At 44.4% G+C, this 16,198-nt stretch carries 12 protein-coding genes; 1 reads left to right on the forward strand and 11 read right to left on the reverse strand.

Going from position 1 to position 16,198, the window contains the following annotated elements:
- Positions 1–64 precede the first annotated feature (64 nt).
- The 3 genes from MKX40_RS20040 to MKX40_RS20050 all read right to left on the reverse strand — a co-directional run bounded on the left by MKX40_RS20040 (position 65) and on the right by MKX40_RS20050 (position 5,388).
- A complete protein-coding gene (locus tag MKX40_RS20040; protein ID WP_339235435.1) occupies positions 65–1,102 on the reverse strand; it encodes an NAD(P)/FAD-dependent oxidoreductase in 1,038 nt (345 codons plus the stop codon).
- 159 nt (positions 1,103–1,261) lie between these two features.
- Positions 1,262–3,232 carry an AraC family transcriptional regulator gene (locus tag MKX40_RS20045; protein ID WP_339235438.1) on the reverse strand — a complete coding sequence of 657 codons (1,971 nt, stop codon included), beginning with the start codon at positions 3,230–3,232 and terminating at the stop codon, positions 1,262–1,264.
- 191 nt (positions 3,233–3,423) lie between these two features.
- Positions 3,424–5,388: an AraC family transcriptional regulator gene (locus MKX40_RS20050; RefSeq protein ID WP_339235441.1), complete on the reverse strand. Its 1,965-nt coding sequence runs from the start codon at positions 5,386–5,388 to the stop codon at positions 3,424–3,426.
- 289 nt (positions 5,389–5,677) lie between these two features.
- Between MKX40_RS20050 and MKX40_RS20055 the strand changes: the two genes are divergently transcribed.
- A complete protein-coding gene (locus MKX40_RS20055; protein WP_339235444.1) occupies positions 5,678–6,403 on the forward strand; it encodes a hypothetical protein in 726 nt (241 codons plus the stop codon).
- 322 nt (positions 6,404–6,725) lie between these two features.
- Here the strand turns inward: MKX40_RS20055 and MKX40_RS20060 are convergent, their stop codons facing one another.
- The 8 genes from MKX40_RS20060 to dxs all read right to left on the reverse strand — a co-directional run bounded on the left by MKX40_RS20060 (position 6,726) and on the right by dxs (position 16,147).
- Positions 6,726–7,625, reverse strand: coding sequence for a GGDEF domain-containing protein (locus MKX40_RS20060; protein ID WP_339235446.1), 900 nt, complete (start codon positions 7,623–7,625; stop codon positions 6,726–6,728).
- 419 nt (positions 7,626–8,044) lie between these two features.
- Complete coding sequence (gene spo0A, locus MKX40_RS20065) at positions 8,045–8,851, reverse strand: sporulation transcription factor Spo0A (RefSeq protein WP_062835258.1); 807 nt, start codon at positions 8,849–8,851, stop codon at positions 8,045–8,047.
- A gap of 194 nt (positions 8,852–9,045) precedes the next feature.
- Entirely contained in the window at positions 9,046–10,374 is a 1,329-nt protein-coding gene (gene spoIVB / locus MKX40_RS20070; RefSeq protein WP_339235449.1) for a SpoIVB peptidase, read from the reverse strand.
- A 120-nt stretch (positions 10,375–10,494) separates the two neighbouring features.
- Positions 10,495–12,213, reverse strand: a complete 1,719-nt coding sequence (gene recN, locus MKX40_RS20075) for a DNA repair protein RecN (RefSeq protein ID WP_339235453.1) — start codon at positions 12,211–12,213, stop codon at positions 10,495–10,497.
- 54 nt (positions 12,214–12,267) lie between these two features.
- Positions 12,268–12,717, reverse strand: a complete 450-nt coding sequence (gene argR / locus MKX40_RS20080; RefSeq protein WP_017687604.1) for a transcriptional regulator ArgR — start codon at positions 12,715–12,717, stop codon at positions 12,268–12,270.
- Positions 12,718–12,801: 84 nt separating this feature from the next.
- Positions 12,802–13,287, reverse strand: coding sequence for a hypothetical protein (locus tag MKX40_RS20085; RefSeq protein WP_339235455.1), 486 nt, complete (start codon positions 13,285–13,287; stop codon positions 12,802–12,804).
- A gap of 84 nt (positions 13,288–13,371) precedes the next feature.
- Complete coding sequence (locus tag MKX40_RS20090; protein ID WP_339235458.1) at positions 13,372–14,217, reverse strand: TlyA family RNA methyltransferase; 846 nt, start codon at positions 14,215–14,217, stop codon at positions 13,372–13,374.
- Positions 14,218–14,239: 22 nt separating this feature from the next.
- Entirely contained in the window at positions 14,240–16,147 is a 1,908-nt protein-coding gene (gene dxs / locus MKX40_RS20095; RefSeq protein WP_339235461.1) for a 1-deoxy-D-xylulose-5-phosphate synthase, read from the reverse strand.
- Positions 16,148–16,198 lie beyond the last annotated feature (51 nt).

A 16,198-nucleotide genomic window follows, 5' to 3' on the forward strand; every position in this document is an offset into this window, starting at 1 on the left:
ATGCAAAAAAAGATGACTTCGGGATTAACCCGAAGTCATCTTACTCGTATCCAAATGTAACCCTTTATTCTTCTACAACACCAAGGGCTTTATTTTTCTCCTTAAAGCGACTGTTATGGGAAGAAACATAAGCCACTTTTTCCGCTTCAGGGTCCATGTAAAGCTTTGCACTATTCACCGCAAGAGCAGCATCAGTGAAAGTACCCGCAATCAGATAAAGTTTACTACCATAATCTACAAAATCACCTGCAGCAAATACGCCCGGTATATTCGTTTGTAATCTCTCCGTTGTAGTGACGTGCCATTCGCCAAGGTCAAGTCCCCAATCCCGAATTGGACCAAAGTCACTCTTCATGCCATGGTTCACAATGACAGCATCTACTTCAAGCAGTTCAGTCTCACCCGTGTCCACATGTGAGATGGTCACTTGTTCAATCACATCGCCACTCATACTATGCAATGTCTCTACCGCATAAGGTGTACGGACATCTACTGAGGATTCTCTCATGCGCAGTACATTACGCTCCAACCCGCCAAAACGGTCACGACGATGCACAACTGTCACTTGCTCTGCCAATGCTTCCAGTTCATTCGCCCAGTCTACAGCAGAGTCGCCTCCACCCGAGATCAGTACCCGTTTACCCCGGAATGGCTCGAGTTCCTGCACGGTATAGTGCAGATTGCTAACCTCATAACGGTCAGCACCTTCAAGCTCCAGCTTGGCCATTTTATATATACCATATCCGATTGCCATAATGACGGTACGTGTCCAGTGTTGTTCACCTGTTGCAGAAGTTAACAGAATTGTGCCATCAGGTTGACGCTCGAATCCTTCGATCTGTTGTTCGAACACAAGCGTTGGATCGAAAGTTCGTGCCTGTTCTTCCAATTGTTTAATCAGATCCTCACACAGGATTGGCGTCACACCCCCGACGTCCCAGATCATTTTCTCCGGATAAAATAACATGCGACCGCCTAATCTGTCCCGTGCCTCAATTAACTTGGTCTTCATATCCCGCATGCCGCTATAAAAGGCAGAGTACATGCCCGCAGGGCCACCGCCGATAATGGTTACATCATAGAGTTCCAACTGCTGATTCATATTAAAAATACCTCCGTTAATTCGATCCAGAACATCGAGTATTTGATATCGATTCTCATTATCACTTAAATCTTAGTGTAATGGTAATCTTATCAAAATACAATGGCTAAAAAACAAACATTTCTTGTACAAAACATTTATGAACTACTCTGTACTCCACTATTGCGCTCTTGGAGCCGCCAACAGCTTTTCAACGACAAAATCAAGTTGTTTATTGATTGAATAGATATCTGAATAGTAGAAGAAATCAAAATCAATCTCAATCAGACGACCTTCCTTGATCGCAGGGATGCTGCTCCAAATTGGATTATCCGTCAAGTTATCTGCCCCATCGTATACAGAGCGAAATACATAGTCACCGATATATTCAGGCAGTACTTCCATGGAAATACTGGAACCAGCTGCCTCCGAAACCACATCAATTTTTTTCTGTACAACCTCAGGCGCTTTCATTCCCAAGTACTCATATACCGCCTGAGATCCTCGGCCAAACTGTTTACTCTCTACAATGACCATGCCTTTCAAACCGCCCTCCACAATGGAGATCGTTTTGTCCAGTATGCCTGCATCTGCAAGAGTTTTCTTACTCTCTTCTACTTTGGTTTTGAGATTGAGGAGTAACTTCTCGGCTTCCTGTTCTTTGCCAAAAATACTCGCTATACTATGCAGTCTTTCTTCTGTTGTCATTTTCTCGTACGGAATATATACAGTAGGTGCAATATCCTTTAATAACGTATATGTCTCTTCAGAAGGAACAATGATCAGATCCGGATCAAGATCAATGACAGCTTCAGGATTCGGTTCAAACCAGGTACCCAGTGCATTTACACCTTCAAGCTCACTCTTGTACGCAGCCCCGTCATATACATCTGAGGTAGCGATCGGCTTAACCCCAAGGGCAACGACATCTCCCTGGAGATACAGAACAACAACCCGTTTGGGGTCAGCTGGGACAACGACCTCACCCTTAACCGTCGAGACCGTGCGTGTTTCATTGTCTTTGTTGGTCTGGTTTCCTGTGTCTGATGACACGGTCGTACTGCTGTTATTGGAACTGGCACCCGTTCCTTCGCCAGCTGTTGGTGTGGTTGTACCTGAAGAGCAGGCTGAGAGCAGCATCGTGATGCTCAATAGAGCCACCATAATCATACTTGAACTTGTTTTTCTTCTTTTCATTGGTGTAGACCCTCCGTCTATATATTGATAATGATTCTCATAATCAATATATCCTGACTTCCATCTACGGCCAATGGACGATTCAGATATTTGTAATGGACGATCCTCTGCTCTCGCTTCTTCTCTCCTATTTCGTTGATACTGGATTGGTGAGATCCCCACATGTTTTTTGAAGATACGACTAAAATAATACACATCCGAATAACCCACTTCTGCTGCAATTTCACTAAGCGTTGCATCAGATCGTACAAGCAGAGTACGAGCCTTGGCAAGTCGAGTCTGAATTAGATAATCAATCGGACTGTAACCCGTTTTTCGTTTGAATTGCATGGATAAATGACGAGAGCTGTAGTTGAATTGTTCAGCCAGAGAATCAAGCGTGACCTGTTCCCTGTAATGGTTCTGTATGTAACGAAGTGTTTGTTTCACCGGATCAGCATGTTCTGTTTTGATCTCTTGCTCTGTTAGCTGAATCAGCATTTCATGAATGAATTGGTAAAATAAACTTTTCGTATGAAGCAGATCCAGACTGCCGGACTGTGCCCATGCATCTTCAAGCTCATCCAGGTAACGTAACAGTCCAAGCGGACTATTCGGCGTAAAACCATATTGCAAAGAGAACGGTGCAACCTCAGGCTGTGTCAACAACCACGTTTTGCGATAGCCAGGAAAGGCAAGGAATGCTCTGTAATAGAGCAGTAGATATTCCAAATCTTCATTGGTTTGGATATCCAATGAAGCACCCTTGGCCCCATGAAGCATGAAAAATCGCTCTGCCTTGTATGCTCGTCCATCCAATTGAAGCACAGCCGATCCTCGGATTGTATATATAAAACCATTTGCCGGAAGTGTGTAGGAACTCAGTTGTTCCCCCGCCTCCATAACGATCCGACGTATATCCAGAACCTTAACAGCGGCAAGATTCCAGCATTTTATCTGTTCATCTATTTGCATCAATTACTCTCCAATCCCAGCCTCATCCGGAACAAAGACCTTACAAGGCATCATTCTGTCACACATCCGACAACATATGCGGAGCAGAGTTTCACTAATAATATACTTTTATTATAAATGATAATAATTTTCATTATCAACTGTAATTTTAGAGTGGAGTTGGATTTCATCTCATCAAGCACTTGTTACGCTTATTTTGGTTCAGAGATCTTCGTAAACCACGCGGCCAATTCCTCTGTTTGATCCAATGTTGCAATGGGATCAAAGTACCACGAACGATCGGGGCTCCAGATAAACACACGATCATTTTTAACCGCATCCAATGAGCTCCAGACCGGTATTAATTTCAACTCTTCGAGAGTCAGATTATCTGCTGTAAGAATGATGTAGTCACCAGCAAATTCAGGAATTGCTTCTGAGGATACTTCCACTAGTTGATCCTTCATTAAGATCTCTTTTTTATCTGCAGGAGGATTCAAACCAAGCGCACTGTAGACTGCTTGACCTCCCCGACCAAAATTATCACCAAAAGCTAATGGGCCTTTATCATTGAACTGCATGACCGACACCTCGGCTGCTTGATCAATCGCCTCACCGACACGCTTCTTGGCATCTGCAATTCTTGCATCATAATCGGCTAACCATGCCTCAGCTTCTTTTTCTTTATTCAGCACTTTACCAAAATAGGCAATCTCTTCGTGGGTGTTTTTCAATTCGCCAAATGGAATAACTAACGTAGGTGCAATTTTGCTAAAGGAATCAAATAAATCAGGATTACCTGTCACAATCAGATCCGGCTCAAGTTCCAACACTTTTTCGAGAGAGATCGTTTCGTATTCGCCAATATTTTGCACACCCTCAAGTGACTTGATAAAATAAGGATTCTTGAGGTTCAACTCGGGTGTACCCACAGGTTTGATCCCCAGGGCAATTAGGCTCCCTAGATACAAGTCAACCACAATCCGTTTAGGTTCAGCAGGAATTGTAACATTTCCCTTCACCGTTGAGATTGTACGTGGTTCAGATGTTTTGCTTTCACTCTCTCCTGTTGCTGTTTTCGTGGAACTTGACGCACTATTGTTTCCAGATGCATCCACGTTTGAATTACTCGCAGTGCCTGTAGAGCAGGCACTTAACAGTAATGTAAGACTTAGTAGAATACTCAGCAGCATTCCCGTTCTTGTCTGTCTGTTCATTTTGATTGGCCCTCCATGCTTATATTGATAATGATTATCACCATCACTATAAACATACCTTCCACTTCCGCCTCTGAAAATGTCATTTCGCGCCACGCTTGATGTCAGATCAGGCCAATATAAGGGTTCTGAGGTCTTCTCTTTGAATTGCAAAGGAGAAAGACCTGTATGTTTCTTGAACATACGTCCCAAATAATAACCATCCGGATAACCGATACCGGCTGCAATCTCATCCAACGTGGCGTCCGTTTGCAGCAACATCTCCTTGGCTTTGAACAACCGAAACTGAATCAGATAATCGATGGGACTGGTTCCCGTCGACTGCTTGAACTTGCGTGACAAGCTTCTTGGGCTGGTGCCAATCATGTCTGCCAAAACATGAAGTGTAAGTGGCTGGGTATAGGAAGCCTCTACAATTTCAATAACTTTGCTGACTTGATCCATCATACTTGGATAATAACGATTGGATACAAGAGGAACCTGTGACGATATCTGCTCCACAAATGCATAAAACAAACTCTTGACCTGAAAGTGCTGAATGGGGTTCTTTTGCTCCCACAAAAAACGCATCTGCTTCAATTGCTCATATAGAATGGTTGGCATATCGGGGGTAAAGCCATAGTTCAATCGAAACGGATTGATACGCTCCATTAACCTTCCCAGATCGGTTCTTCCTCTGCTAGGTAGGTTAGCTTTGTACATCAAGTAATAGAAGCGCAATCCGGCTTCGCCTGCTTGAATCACCAATTTGCTCCCTTTACCGCCATGGAGAATATAAAAGCGACTCACTTCATACGTTGCGTTGTCAATCATCACTCCAGCTTCACCCTGAATGGTGAGCACAAAGGTACTTGCTGGAAATTTGTATTTCATCTCTTCATATGCCTCTAATTCCATGTAACGGATATCTGCAATACTCACCGCAGCATAGTTCCAGAGGATATAATAATCATTCCACATTTTGCTAACCCAACTCCGTCTTCATGTATTATGTCTTGATTTCCACCCACTTATTGATAACCATTATCAATTAATATGATGAAGTATGCAATACAAGCGAGGTTAATCAGACCATTCTGACTGACATAAAGCTATTCAAATCCTTCTCTTAACATCCGATATATGTAAATAGAACCATGATTAAGAGTAGAAGGAGTACAGAAAATATGAATTCAATCTCATCTGCAACCAAAAGCAGTTTCACTCCCGGGAATCAAGTCTCCAGTCGGGATAAAGAATTCAGGGACTTATGCAGCAGAAGGTCCGGCTCAATGAAGAAATACAAGGGGTAAAAACCAATGATGAGTTGGATACCAAAACCAAAGCTCAGCGGATTAAATCCTTAACAAGCTCCATATCCCAGATCGATAGCCAAATTGCTCAGATTAAAGCAGAGGAATTGCAAGAGAAGAACAAATTAAGACAGCCCGAAAAGACTCAACAGCAACAACCCAAACCAAGCGATGAGACACAAGCCCCTTCACTGGATCATCTAATCAAACATAGTCAGACTTATGATCAATTGGGTAAGCTCGTCGGTTTGCGTGATCGCATGCAGGGCTCCATTCAGACCACTGAAGGGGAGACCCGCTTCGACCGACTCGTTCTGGAGATCAATCCTCCTGCAAATAGTTCTGATCTCGGCAAATCAATGATGTTGGAAAACTCAGAGCGCACCGTCTTTCAGGCAAAACGAGAGGTTGTTCAGGACATCACTTCTCAGCTCAGCAAGGTCAATCAAAAGATTGGCGATCTGGTGAAAGAAATTCATCAGCCTGCACCTAAAGAAACAACACAACCTCCGATCTCTGCAACATCTGGAGAAAAAGATCAGGAAGTAAATGAAGGAAAGAAAAAGGAAAGTAAGGAGCCATCAGATGTGGGAGCCACGAATCAGAAATCCGGAAACGGCACGCAAACTCCGGCTTCCGCCTCTCCAGCCGCGTCATATCCATCTGTAGATATTCGAATCTGAGTACCTTTTGCTCAAACATACTTATATGTATACATATTAGGGTTGAGGTGTTTTGTTTTCACAGCAAAGTTCTCAACTCGCATCCAACGATAGAAAAACCACTATTACAGGTGAATAACTCCTGATAAGTAGTGGTTTTTCTGCATTTCTGCATATTAATGGTATGGGTATTAAAACGATGCTTCACTTCTTGAGGTTCATTCTGTCCTCTATATTCTCTTATAAATGTATGTTTCAATTTATTTCGTATGTGAATTCCACACTTCTAACATGGGTTGCTGACGGTATCATTTGCACAGATGATGCTGCCGGCAATCGCTTTTCAACCTTTCTTGATGCGTGTGGCCTCATCAATGATCTGATCTATGTTTTCATATTTTTGCTTGCTATTGGTTACAACGGCGATCGAGACCGACACGAGAGGAATAGGCCCATTCAACCCGGAGCGTCCTTCCCCCAGAACATGTTGATGATGCCAATCATGTTCGTTGTAGAACGTCTTTTTCATTTTCTCAAAACCCGAAATGACTTCATCACTAATGCGCTTGTAATCATGGTGATTGAGAATCACAATAAAGTCATCACCACCGATATGTCCAATAAAAGCTTCGGGAAAAACAAAAAGCTTACGAAGCAAATTAGCTGTCGCCTGAATAAGCTGATCCCCCATTTTGAAGCCATAGCTATCATTGTAGGATTTGAATTGATCGAGATCAACGTATAGTACGCTAAAATGGTCCATCTGAAGAGCCTGAGATAGCCTTTCATTTATGATATGGTTACCTGGAAGGCCAGTCAGGGGATTCATAAAAATAGCCATTTCAGCGCGTACATCAGCAACAGCAAGCAGCAAACGGCGAATACTCACAGCTCCAAAGAAACTTTCTCCCGTCGTGACCAGCACAAGGTCATATATTTCCCCTTCATCTCGGTCCATCGCAAGAACACTGACATCTGTAATCTGTTCTGAATAATCCACAACCAGTGCCTGCGTGTTCATCACCAGTTCTACAGGACGTCCCATATACAGATTATAGCCATACTGAGTCCCAATCTGTTGAAAGAATCGTTGGCGCATCATCAAAGACACCCCCTTCTCCCCCATAACAGCTATACCTTCCAGATTGGAATTGGACTTGAACAGATGATAGACGATATCACATTTTGTATCAGATTGTACTACAGGAATTGGTTCAGCAATCTCGCCTATTTGCGTAAACATACGATTCTACTCCTTTGTTCGTAGCATCTAATCCGAACTTTTCAAATATATATGTAGGTCTTTGTCAATGGTCACATCGTACCACTTTCTACTCAAAAAAGCGTTAACTGAGGGTAAAAGTTTATGAAAGATTTCCTTCTACTGAAAATTAACTAAATCGTATTACTCTAATACTGAATCTCAAATGCTGGGAATAATTCGTATACAGATCAATTTCATCATTTTGCTTCATAATAGTTTAAAGCAAAAATACCGTCATTTACTGGATGCACTACATCCAATAAATGACGGTATTCGTTAGCATATCTCACAGATGTTGATCGCCATGAAATGTGCCAATTCAGATATTTATCGCCAAATTCATGCGGCTGGAAACTAATCTGAATACAAGTTTCCTCCCCGCATCACTCCTGATCCTTTCAGGACACCTTATGCTCAATTCTCAGCTTGTCTGCAACCATCGCGATGAATTCCGAGTTGGTTGGTTTCGACTTGCTGATGTTGATCGTGTAGCCAAACAGGTGGCTGATGCTGTCGATGTTACCACGCGTCCACGCCACTTCAATGGCATGACGAATCGCACGTTCGACGCGAGAAGGCGTCGTTTTGAATTTTTCGGCAATCGCCGGATATAATGTTTTGGTGATGGCTCCCAAAATTTCGATATTGTTATACACCATCGTAATCGCTTCGCGCAAATACTGATATCCCTTAATATGCGCAGGTACACCGATTTCATGTATGATGGACGTAATGCTTGCATCCAGATTTTTGTGTTTGCCCATTGGCACGACATTGGATTTCATAAACATGGATGAACCGCTGCTTGTAGACATCGCAGTCTGTGTTCCCACCAATTGACGTACACGGTTCGCAAGCACTTCCATGTCAAACGGCTTGAGAATGTAGTAGGAAGCTCCGAGTTGCACGGCACGCTGTGTGATATTCTCTTGTCCGAATGCCGTCAGCATAATGACTTTAGGCTGTGGAGACAGGTTCAGGTTGCGCAAGCGCTCAAGCACACCCAGACCGTCCAGATGAGGCATGATGATATCCAGAATCAATACATCCGGCACATCCCGAGTTTGCTCCAGCAATTGCAGTACTTCTTCTCCATTGTATGCAATACCGGTTACTTCCATATCTTCCTGCTCAGATATATATTCGGCAAGCAAATTCGTAAATTCACGATTATCATCGGCCAGCAATACCTCAATTTTTTGCAAAACGGTATCCTCCTTTAAATTAAACATCGTTTCGTACATTTCCTTACAGGTTAAATTTTCGACACAGCAAGTTAAATTCCTCCTGTCGAAAATTATTTTTCTTTATTTTTTTTTCTCAATCCTATATAATAAATAATTTATTTCATTATCCGATATATTATGTTTCGTTTCGACAAAAAAGAACCTCAGGCTGATTATCCAGCCTTGAGGTTCTTCGTGTTTTCCTTTTTCATCATCACACCAGCATCTTGTAACATCCATTCAATGAAGCAACCATAACCCGATTTCGGATCATTCACGAACACATGAGTAACTGCACCGATCAACTTACCATTTTGTACGATGGGGCTGCCGCTCATACCTTGAACGATGCCTCCGGTCTTATCCAGCAGTTTCGGGTCCGTAATTCGTAGTACCAGACCTTTCGTTGCTGGCTCCGTTTGATCTGCCACATGGACAATGTCAATGGAGAAGCGTTCAACTTGTTGACCGTCAACCACGGTAAGTATTTCGGCCGGTCCTTCTTTGACTTCATGTGAGAAAGCGACGGGAATACCTTTTGAATACAAACTGTGCTCAGGATTTCCGGACATTTTACCAAAGATGCCAAAAGCCGTATTGCGTTCAATATTGCCCAAAATTTTGCTTTCCTTGAGGAAATGAGCACGTTTTTCACCCGGATCACCGGTCTCACTTTTCGAAATGGACGTCACATTGGACTGAACAATCTGACCACTACCCACAACAATAGATGTTTGTGTATTCATATCTGTAATGACATGGCCCAGTGCGCCGTATACGCCCTGATCGGGAGCATAGAAGGTAAGTGTGCCAACGCCGGCTGCGGAATCACGAATGTATAAACCAAGCCTCCACGCTTGATCCTCGGAGTCATAAGCCGGAGTCAATCGAGTCTTGACCGTTTCATTACCACGTTTCAACACAACATCAATACCTTTTTTACTTTTCCCTGCAAGCTCAACGGCTTCAGAGACACCTGCCACGCCATCCAGACGTTTACCATCCATATGCGTGATCAGATCTCCGAGCTTAATGCCTGCGTTTTCTCCTGGCGATACACGCTCATCCTGCCCGGAATGGACTAGATGATGGCCAACCACCAGAATGCCTGCCGATTTCACTTTGACGCCAATCGTTTGACCCCCGGGTACAACACGCAAATCCGGTATCACATTCACATGCACTGTTTTGACCGGAATTTTCCCCCACAACTTCAACGTTAATTTGGCATGTCCCGTCTGTTGTGGGTTAAGATGCAAAGGTTGTTGACTCGTAACATGCATCGCGGCCTGATCATCCAAGCCAACAATATCCGGACGATCTACAACGGCGCTTGAAGCAGCAGGTACAGCTAGCCGGACATCTGCTTGCCTGCCAGCAAACACCTGCAATTCATCCGGCAGTGAAGCATAACTTTGCACAGGCTGAATGGCCTGGCTAATCACACAAAGAAAGAAGGCAAATAAAAGACCTAGCAATTTCTTCCTGAGGGGGGAATTCAATGGCTGTCACACTCCCTTTGCTTCTTTCGCTTGACGAAAGGTGGTCGCCAATTGCGTACCTTTAAGATAACCTTGCCCCCAGGCTTTTATTACTGTCAATCATTACGCCAGCCGTTCGTTTCACCCTTTTTTGGCTTCCGCCAAATTCAGCATTTCCTGTGCGTGATGCAGTGTTTTTTCTGTAATTTCCACACCACCTAGCATACGTGCCAATTCCTTCACTCTGCCTTCGTCTGACAGCGATTCCACTTGCGTCATCGTCCGTCCATCGTAGACATGTTTTTCAATGAGATACTGATGATCTGCCATACAAGCCACTTGTGGCAAGTGAGTTATTGAGAAAACCTGACAAGTCGAAGAGAGACGGAACAATTTTTCAGCAATGGATTGAGCCGCTCTACCGCTAACTCCAGTATCAACTTCATCAAAAATCAACACAGGTATCCGGTCATGTCGTGCAAAGATACTCTTCATCGCCAGCATCATTCGCGACAACTCGCCACCTGAAGCAATTTTGCCCAGTGGTCGTAATGGCTCGCCCGGATTCGGTGAGATCAGGAATTCCGCATTGTCAGCACCCTGACGATTCAGACGAATACGGCGTCCATTCCATTCTATACCCTTCGGATCTTCAAATGGGGTAATCTGAACACGCAGTGTTGTGCGTTCCATCTGCAGATCTTTGAGCTCACTTTCAACCTGTGCAGCAAGTTCTTCCGCGCATTGTTTGCGAACCTTGCTGAGTTCTTCAGCAGACTCCATCACAAGGTTAAGCATTTTGTCACGTTCAGCTCGCAATTTCTCCAGCCGTTCGTCCTTGTTCTCCAGTTGATCGGTTTCATGGCTAATCTGCTCATAATAACTCAGAATAAGTTCAACACTGTCACCGTATTTCCGTCTGAGGCCAGAAATAAGATTCAGCCTTTGTTCCACTTCTTCCAATCTTGCCGGATTGAATTCAATCTTCTCCCGATAATCCCTTAACTGGAATGTCGCATCTTCCAATTGATAAAATGCGGATTGCAGCTGCTCCACAATGGGTTGTAATCCTTTGCTGTCATATCCAGAAATGTCTTCAATTCTTGAAAGAGCAATGCTCACAGCTTCAAGCCCGCGTTGACCACTGAGCAGATCATATGCACCAGCGACACTGTCCATCATTTTCTCACTATGGGATAGTTTGACCCGTTCTTCCCCGAGTAATTCATCCTCGCCACGTGTAAGGCTTGCAGCTGCGATCTCCTCAAGCTGAAAGCGATACATGTCCAAGAGTTGATATGCCCGCTGACTCGACTCCTGAAGCGCACGAAGTTCTTTTTCCGCCGTGATAAACTTGCTGTAGCGTTCTTGGTACTTCGCTTTGACAGGTCCGATTACTTCCGAGCCATAGGTATCAAGAAGCCCCAGATGGCTCTCTGCACGCAGCAAACTCTGATGTTCATGTTGTCCATGGATATTGATTAACTTCTCGCCTACTTCACGCAGCATGGTCAGATTGACCAATTGTCCATTAATGCGGGACGTACTTTTCCCCTGAGTATTTAACTCACGTCGAATAACCAAATGCTCTTCCGGCTCACAATGGATACCAAGCTTCTCTAATGTCTGCCATACCGGATGACTTTGTTCCATCTCAAACAGAGCTTCCATCTCTGCCTTCTCGCATCCGTACCTAATCAAATCAGCCGAACTGCGTCCACCTGCAATTAAGCCAAGAGCATCTATAATGATCGACTTCCCTGCACCCGTTTCCCCTGAAAGTACATGGAATCCCGGATGGAATACAACGTCCACTTCTTCCACCACAGCCAGATTGCGAATCGATAACGTAACTAACATCTGCAAAAACACCTCCGGATGACTACCTCAGATATTATGTTTTTGAATCATTCATTAAGCAATATAACCCATGATCCGCTCAATAACGGTCACGCTGTTTCCTTCAGTCCTGCAAATAATAAGAATGGTATCATCTCCACAGATTGTGCCCATGACTTCATTCCACTCAATATTATCAAGCAGCGCTGCAATGGAGTTGGCTGTTCCTGGCAGACATTTCATCACAACCAGGTTGTTCGTGTGATCAATGTGCAGGAAGTTGTCAACCAGTGCACGCTTCAATTTTTGAATCGGATTATATCGTTGATCTGTCGGCAAAGAATATTTATACCGTCCGTCATCCATCGGGATCTTGATTAACAGTAGTTCCTTGATATCCCTGGATACCGTCGCTTGAGTCACCTGAAAACCTGATTTCCGCAGTGCTTCAACCAAATCATCCTGAGTCTCGATTTCATTTTGACTAATGATTTCACGAATCTTGATGTGCCTTTGTCCTTTCATACATGCCTCCAGTTAAATGTATTGCAATAAAGCAGCAATTGTAACCCGCCGCAGACTTTGCCCTGCAATGTTTATTCTTTTATATTAGTCCAGATCATCCCCATCATAAACATCTTCCTGATAGTCCATGAGCCTGATTAACTTAATATCGGAATCCTCCAAGTCAACATACAGCAATCCTTCACAGCCAGGATATAACAACAGATAATTGAGAAAGCGATCCCTGAGCGCAGGGCCGGTCATTTCAAGTGGCTGTCTGCGACGTGATGTTTTCACCAGGTATCTGAGATCCTCACGTTCTGCAACATAATCGATAAATAATCTGCTGTAATAAACGGATTCATTGGCTTCAAAAGCCAGAGGGACTTTCATTTTGCCACCGATAACTTCGTAACCCTGTGCTTCAAGCAAATCCAATGCAGGAGAATCCTGAATCTTCACGTTCAGTTGCATTCCAGACAAGCTTACCGGTATCGGTCGGTTTACCCAATTACGCAAGCCGAAGAACAACCACAAGATCAAACAGACAGCAAGTACACCTATAACGATTGTGTCATATTGACCATCCATTATCGCTCACCTCGAAGACATATTCGAGGTTCATTCCCGATTTCCCTTTACACCAATCATCTTTCCAGCGAAAAGAAACCCATCTTATGATGAGTTTCCCGTAAATGTATGAGCTGCTTCCTTGGCGACTTGCTCCGCAAGTGCATCAAGTGAAGCTGGATCGTTCTCTGGTTGTGATGCATCTGGTTCTTCCAGACGCCAATGTGCGAGAAATTCTATGTTCCCTTCTCCACCGGTTATCGGGGAAAAAGTTAAACTCTTCAGATGCAAACCAAGTTGACTGGCAAAATGAAGCATCGTCTGCAATACATCCTTGTGCACCTTCGTATCACGTACCACACCGGACTTGCCTACTTTTTCACGTCCTGCCTCAAATTGAGGTTTGATCAATGCAACGATATCTGCAGGTTGTCTCAGCAGAGCCAGAAGTGGCGGTAATATGATTCGCAGTGAAATGAACGACACATCAATGCTCGCAAAGTTCGGCACCGGTCCCGTCAGATCTTCAGGAGTGACATAGCGAAAGTTGGTTCGTTCCATAACCGTCACCCGCTCATCATTACGCAAAGACCAATCAAGCTGATTATAACCCACATCAATAGCGTAAACGTGAGACGCACCATGCTGTAGTGCACAATCCGTAAATCCACCGGTGGATGAACCAATGTCGAGCATGACAAATCCATTCATATCAAGGCCGAAATGACGGATCGCTTTTTCGAGCTTCAATCCGCCTCTGCCGACATAGGGATGTACCGAGCCTTTAACTTTCAGCTCGGCTTCCCTTGGAATTTTCATGCCCGCCTTTTCGATCGGCTCATTATTGGCATACACCAGTCCAGCCATGATTGCAGCTTTTGCCTTCTCACGGCTTTCATAATAGCCCTGCTCAACCAGCAGAACATCAATTCGTTCTTTCGGGAGTGACATGTATTTCTCCTATCATGTAGATTTACGAAGGAAAACGTGTTTTGGGGATGCCGTAAGATGATTGAACGGCCATCTTGCGCAGCTCAGCACATACATTCTCCACGGTAAGACCCACTTCCTCACGTTGTTCCTTAATACTGCCATGCTCAATGAAGCGATCCGGAATCCCCATTAATTGTACATGAACATCATGCAGTCCCTGTTCTGCATAGAACTCCAGCACTGCACTACCCATGCTACCTGCTTGGGATGCTTCTTCAAGTACAATCAATTTGGTTCCGCGAACAGCCAGATCACGCAGCATCTGCTCGTCAAGAGGTTTGAGGAAGCGTGCGTTGATTACGCCTGCTGTGATACCTTCCCGCTTCACCATCTCCGCTGCTTCTTCAGCAAGCTGTACCATCGACCCGGAAGCGATGACAGCATATCCCTCCGATGGACGCAGTTGCTCCCATGATCCGATTGGAATCGGAACAAGTACATCATCCAGAGGTACACCGACCACATTGTTTCGTGGATAACGGTAAGCAATTGGACCTTCATTATAATCAAGCGCCGTTTTCATCATATGGCGCAATTCATTTTCGTCTTTTGGCATCATCAGCACGATATTCGGAATATGACGCATGAATGCCACATCGTATACCCCTTGATGTGTTTCCCCATCCGGTCCAACAAATCCGGCACGGTCAATGGCAAACATCACGTTGGCGTTATGTCGGCATATATCATGTACAATCTGATCATATGCACGTTGCATGAATGTGGAATACACCGCGAAGACCGGCTTCAAGCCTTCCATAGCGAGTGCAGCACACATGGTGGCCGCATGCTGTTCTGCAATCCCTACGTCAATCATGCGATCAGGAAATTCCTTACTAAAAGGAATGAGACCAGATCCCGTAGGCATTGCCGGAGTTACCGCTACAATCCGCTTATCCTGCTTCGCAAGATCAATCAGCGTTTGACCGAACACTTCTGTGTACATCGGTTTTCCGACTGCTTTCAGCACTTGTCCCGATTCAATTTTGTACGGAGAAATCCCGTGCCACTTGTGCGAATCGGCTTCTGCTGGCTGATAGCCCTTACCTTTGGTTGTAAGTACATGGACCATGACTGGACCATCCACATTATCCGCCTGTGTAAAGGTTTCAATCAATTTGGGAATATCATGCCCATCAATCGGTCCCAAATATGTGAAGCCCAGTTCTTCAAAAAGAACACCTGGTACCATCATATATTTGACACTGTCTTTAATCCAGCTTGCCGATTTGGCCAAACGATCTCCAATAGCAGGAATTTTTTTAAGCATGCCCTCGACATCATCTTTTGCTTTCAGATAATGACGATCCGAACGAATTTTGCTCAAATATTTATGCATGGCCCCAACGTTTGGAGCAATGGACATTTCATTATCATTCAGAATAACCATCAGTTTTCTCTGCTCATGACCGATATGATTGAGAGCCTCAAAAGCCATACCACCAGTAAGCGCTCCATCACCAATCATCGCGATAACTTGGTTGTCCTCACCCTTCAGATCACGTGCAAGGGCCATCCCCATCGCAGCAGACAATGAGGTACTGCTGTGCCCGGCTTCCCATACATCATGTTCACTTTCGTTGCGTTTGACAAACCCGCACAGTCCGTTATGTTGACGCAATGTATCAAAGCGGTCCATACGTCCTGTCAGAACTTTGTGCACATAAGCCTGATGCCCTACATCAAAAATCATTTTGTCTGCCGGACTGTTATAGCAGTAATGCAGGGCTACCGTGAGCTCAACCACGCCTAAGTTAGGTGCGAGATGCCCCCCTGTAACGGACAGCTTCTCAATCAGAAACTGCCGGATCTCTGCCGACAAAAGGGCAAGATCATCCTGAGACATCGACTTTAGATCACTGGGTTGTTTAATTTGTGGAAGCAGCACGAGAATCTCCCCGCTTTCCTAGATTGTTTAGTTTATTGTTGTAAATCGATA

The organism is Paenibacillus sp. FSL R5-0517, assembly GCF_037974355.1.
Classification (GTDB): domain Bacteria; phylum Bacillota; class Bacilli; order Paenibacillales; family Paenibacillaceae; genus Paenibacillus.

What these genes read in the sequence shown, in the direction of transcription:
- MKX40_RS20060 (WP_339235446.1), bottom strand. Translation starts at nt 7,625, where the DNA reads ATGTTTACGCAAATAGGCGAGATTGCTGAACCAATTCCTGTAGTACAA.
- argR (WP_017687604.1), bottom strand. Translation starts at nt 12,717, where the DNA reads ATGAAAGGACAAAGGCACATCAAGATTCGTGAAATCATTAGTCAAAAT.
- MKX40_RS20040 (WP_339235435.1), bottom strand. Translation starts at nt 1,102, where the DNA reads ATGAATCAGCAGTTGGAACTCTATGATGTAACCATTATCGGCGGTGGC.
- MKX40_RS20085 (WP_339235455.1), bottom strand. Translation starts at nt 13,287, where the DNA reads ATGGATGGTCAATATGACACAATCGTTATAGGTGTACTTGCTGTCTGT.
- MKX40_RS20045 (WP_339235438.1), bottom strand. Translation starts at nt 3,232, where the DNA reads ATGCAAATAGATGAACAGATAAAATGCTGGAATCTTGCCGCTGTTAAG.
- recN (WP_339235453.1), bottom strand. Translation starts at nt 12,213, where the DNA reads ATGTTAGTTACGTTATCGATTCGCAATCTGGCTGTGGTGGAAGAAGTG.
- MKX40_RS20055 (WP_339235444.1), top strand. Translation starts at nt 5,678, where the DNA reads ATGCAGCAGAAGGTCCGGCTCAATGAAGAAATACAAGGGGTAAAAACC.
- MKX40_RS20050 (WP_339235441.1), bottom strand. Translation starts at nt 5,388, where the DNA reads ATGTGGAATGATTATTATATCCTCTGGAACTATGCTGCGGTGAGTATT.
- MKX40_RS20090 (WP_339235458.1), bottom strand. Translation starts at nt 14,217, where the DNA reads ATGTCACTCCCGAAAGAACGAATTGATGTTCTGCTGGTTGAGCAGGGC.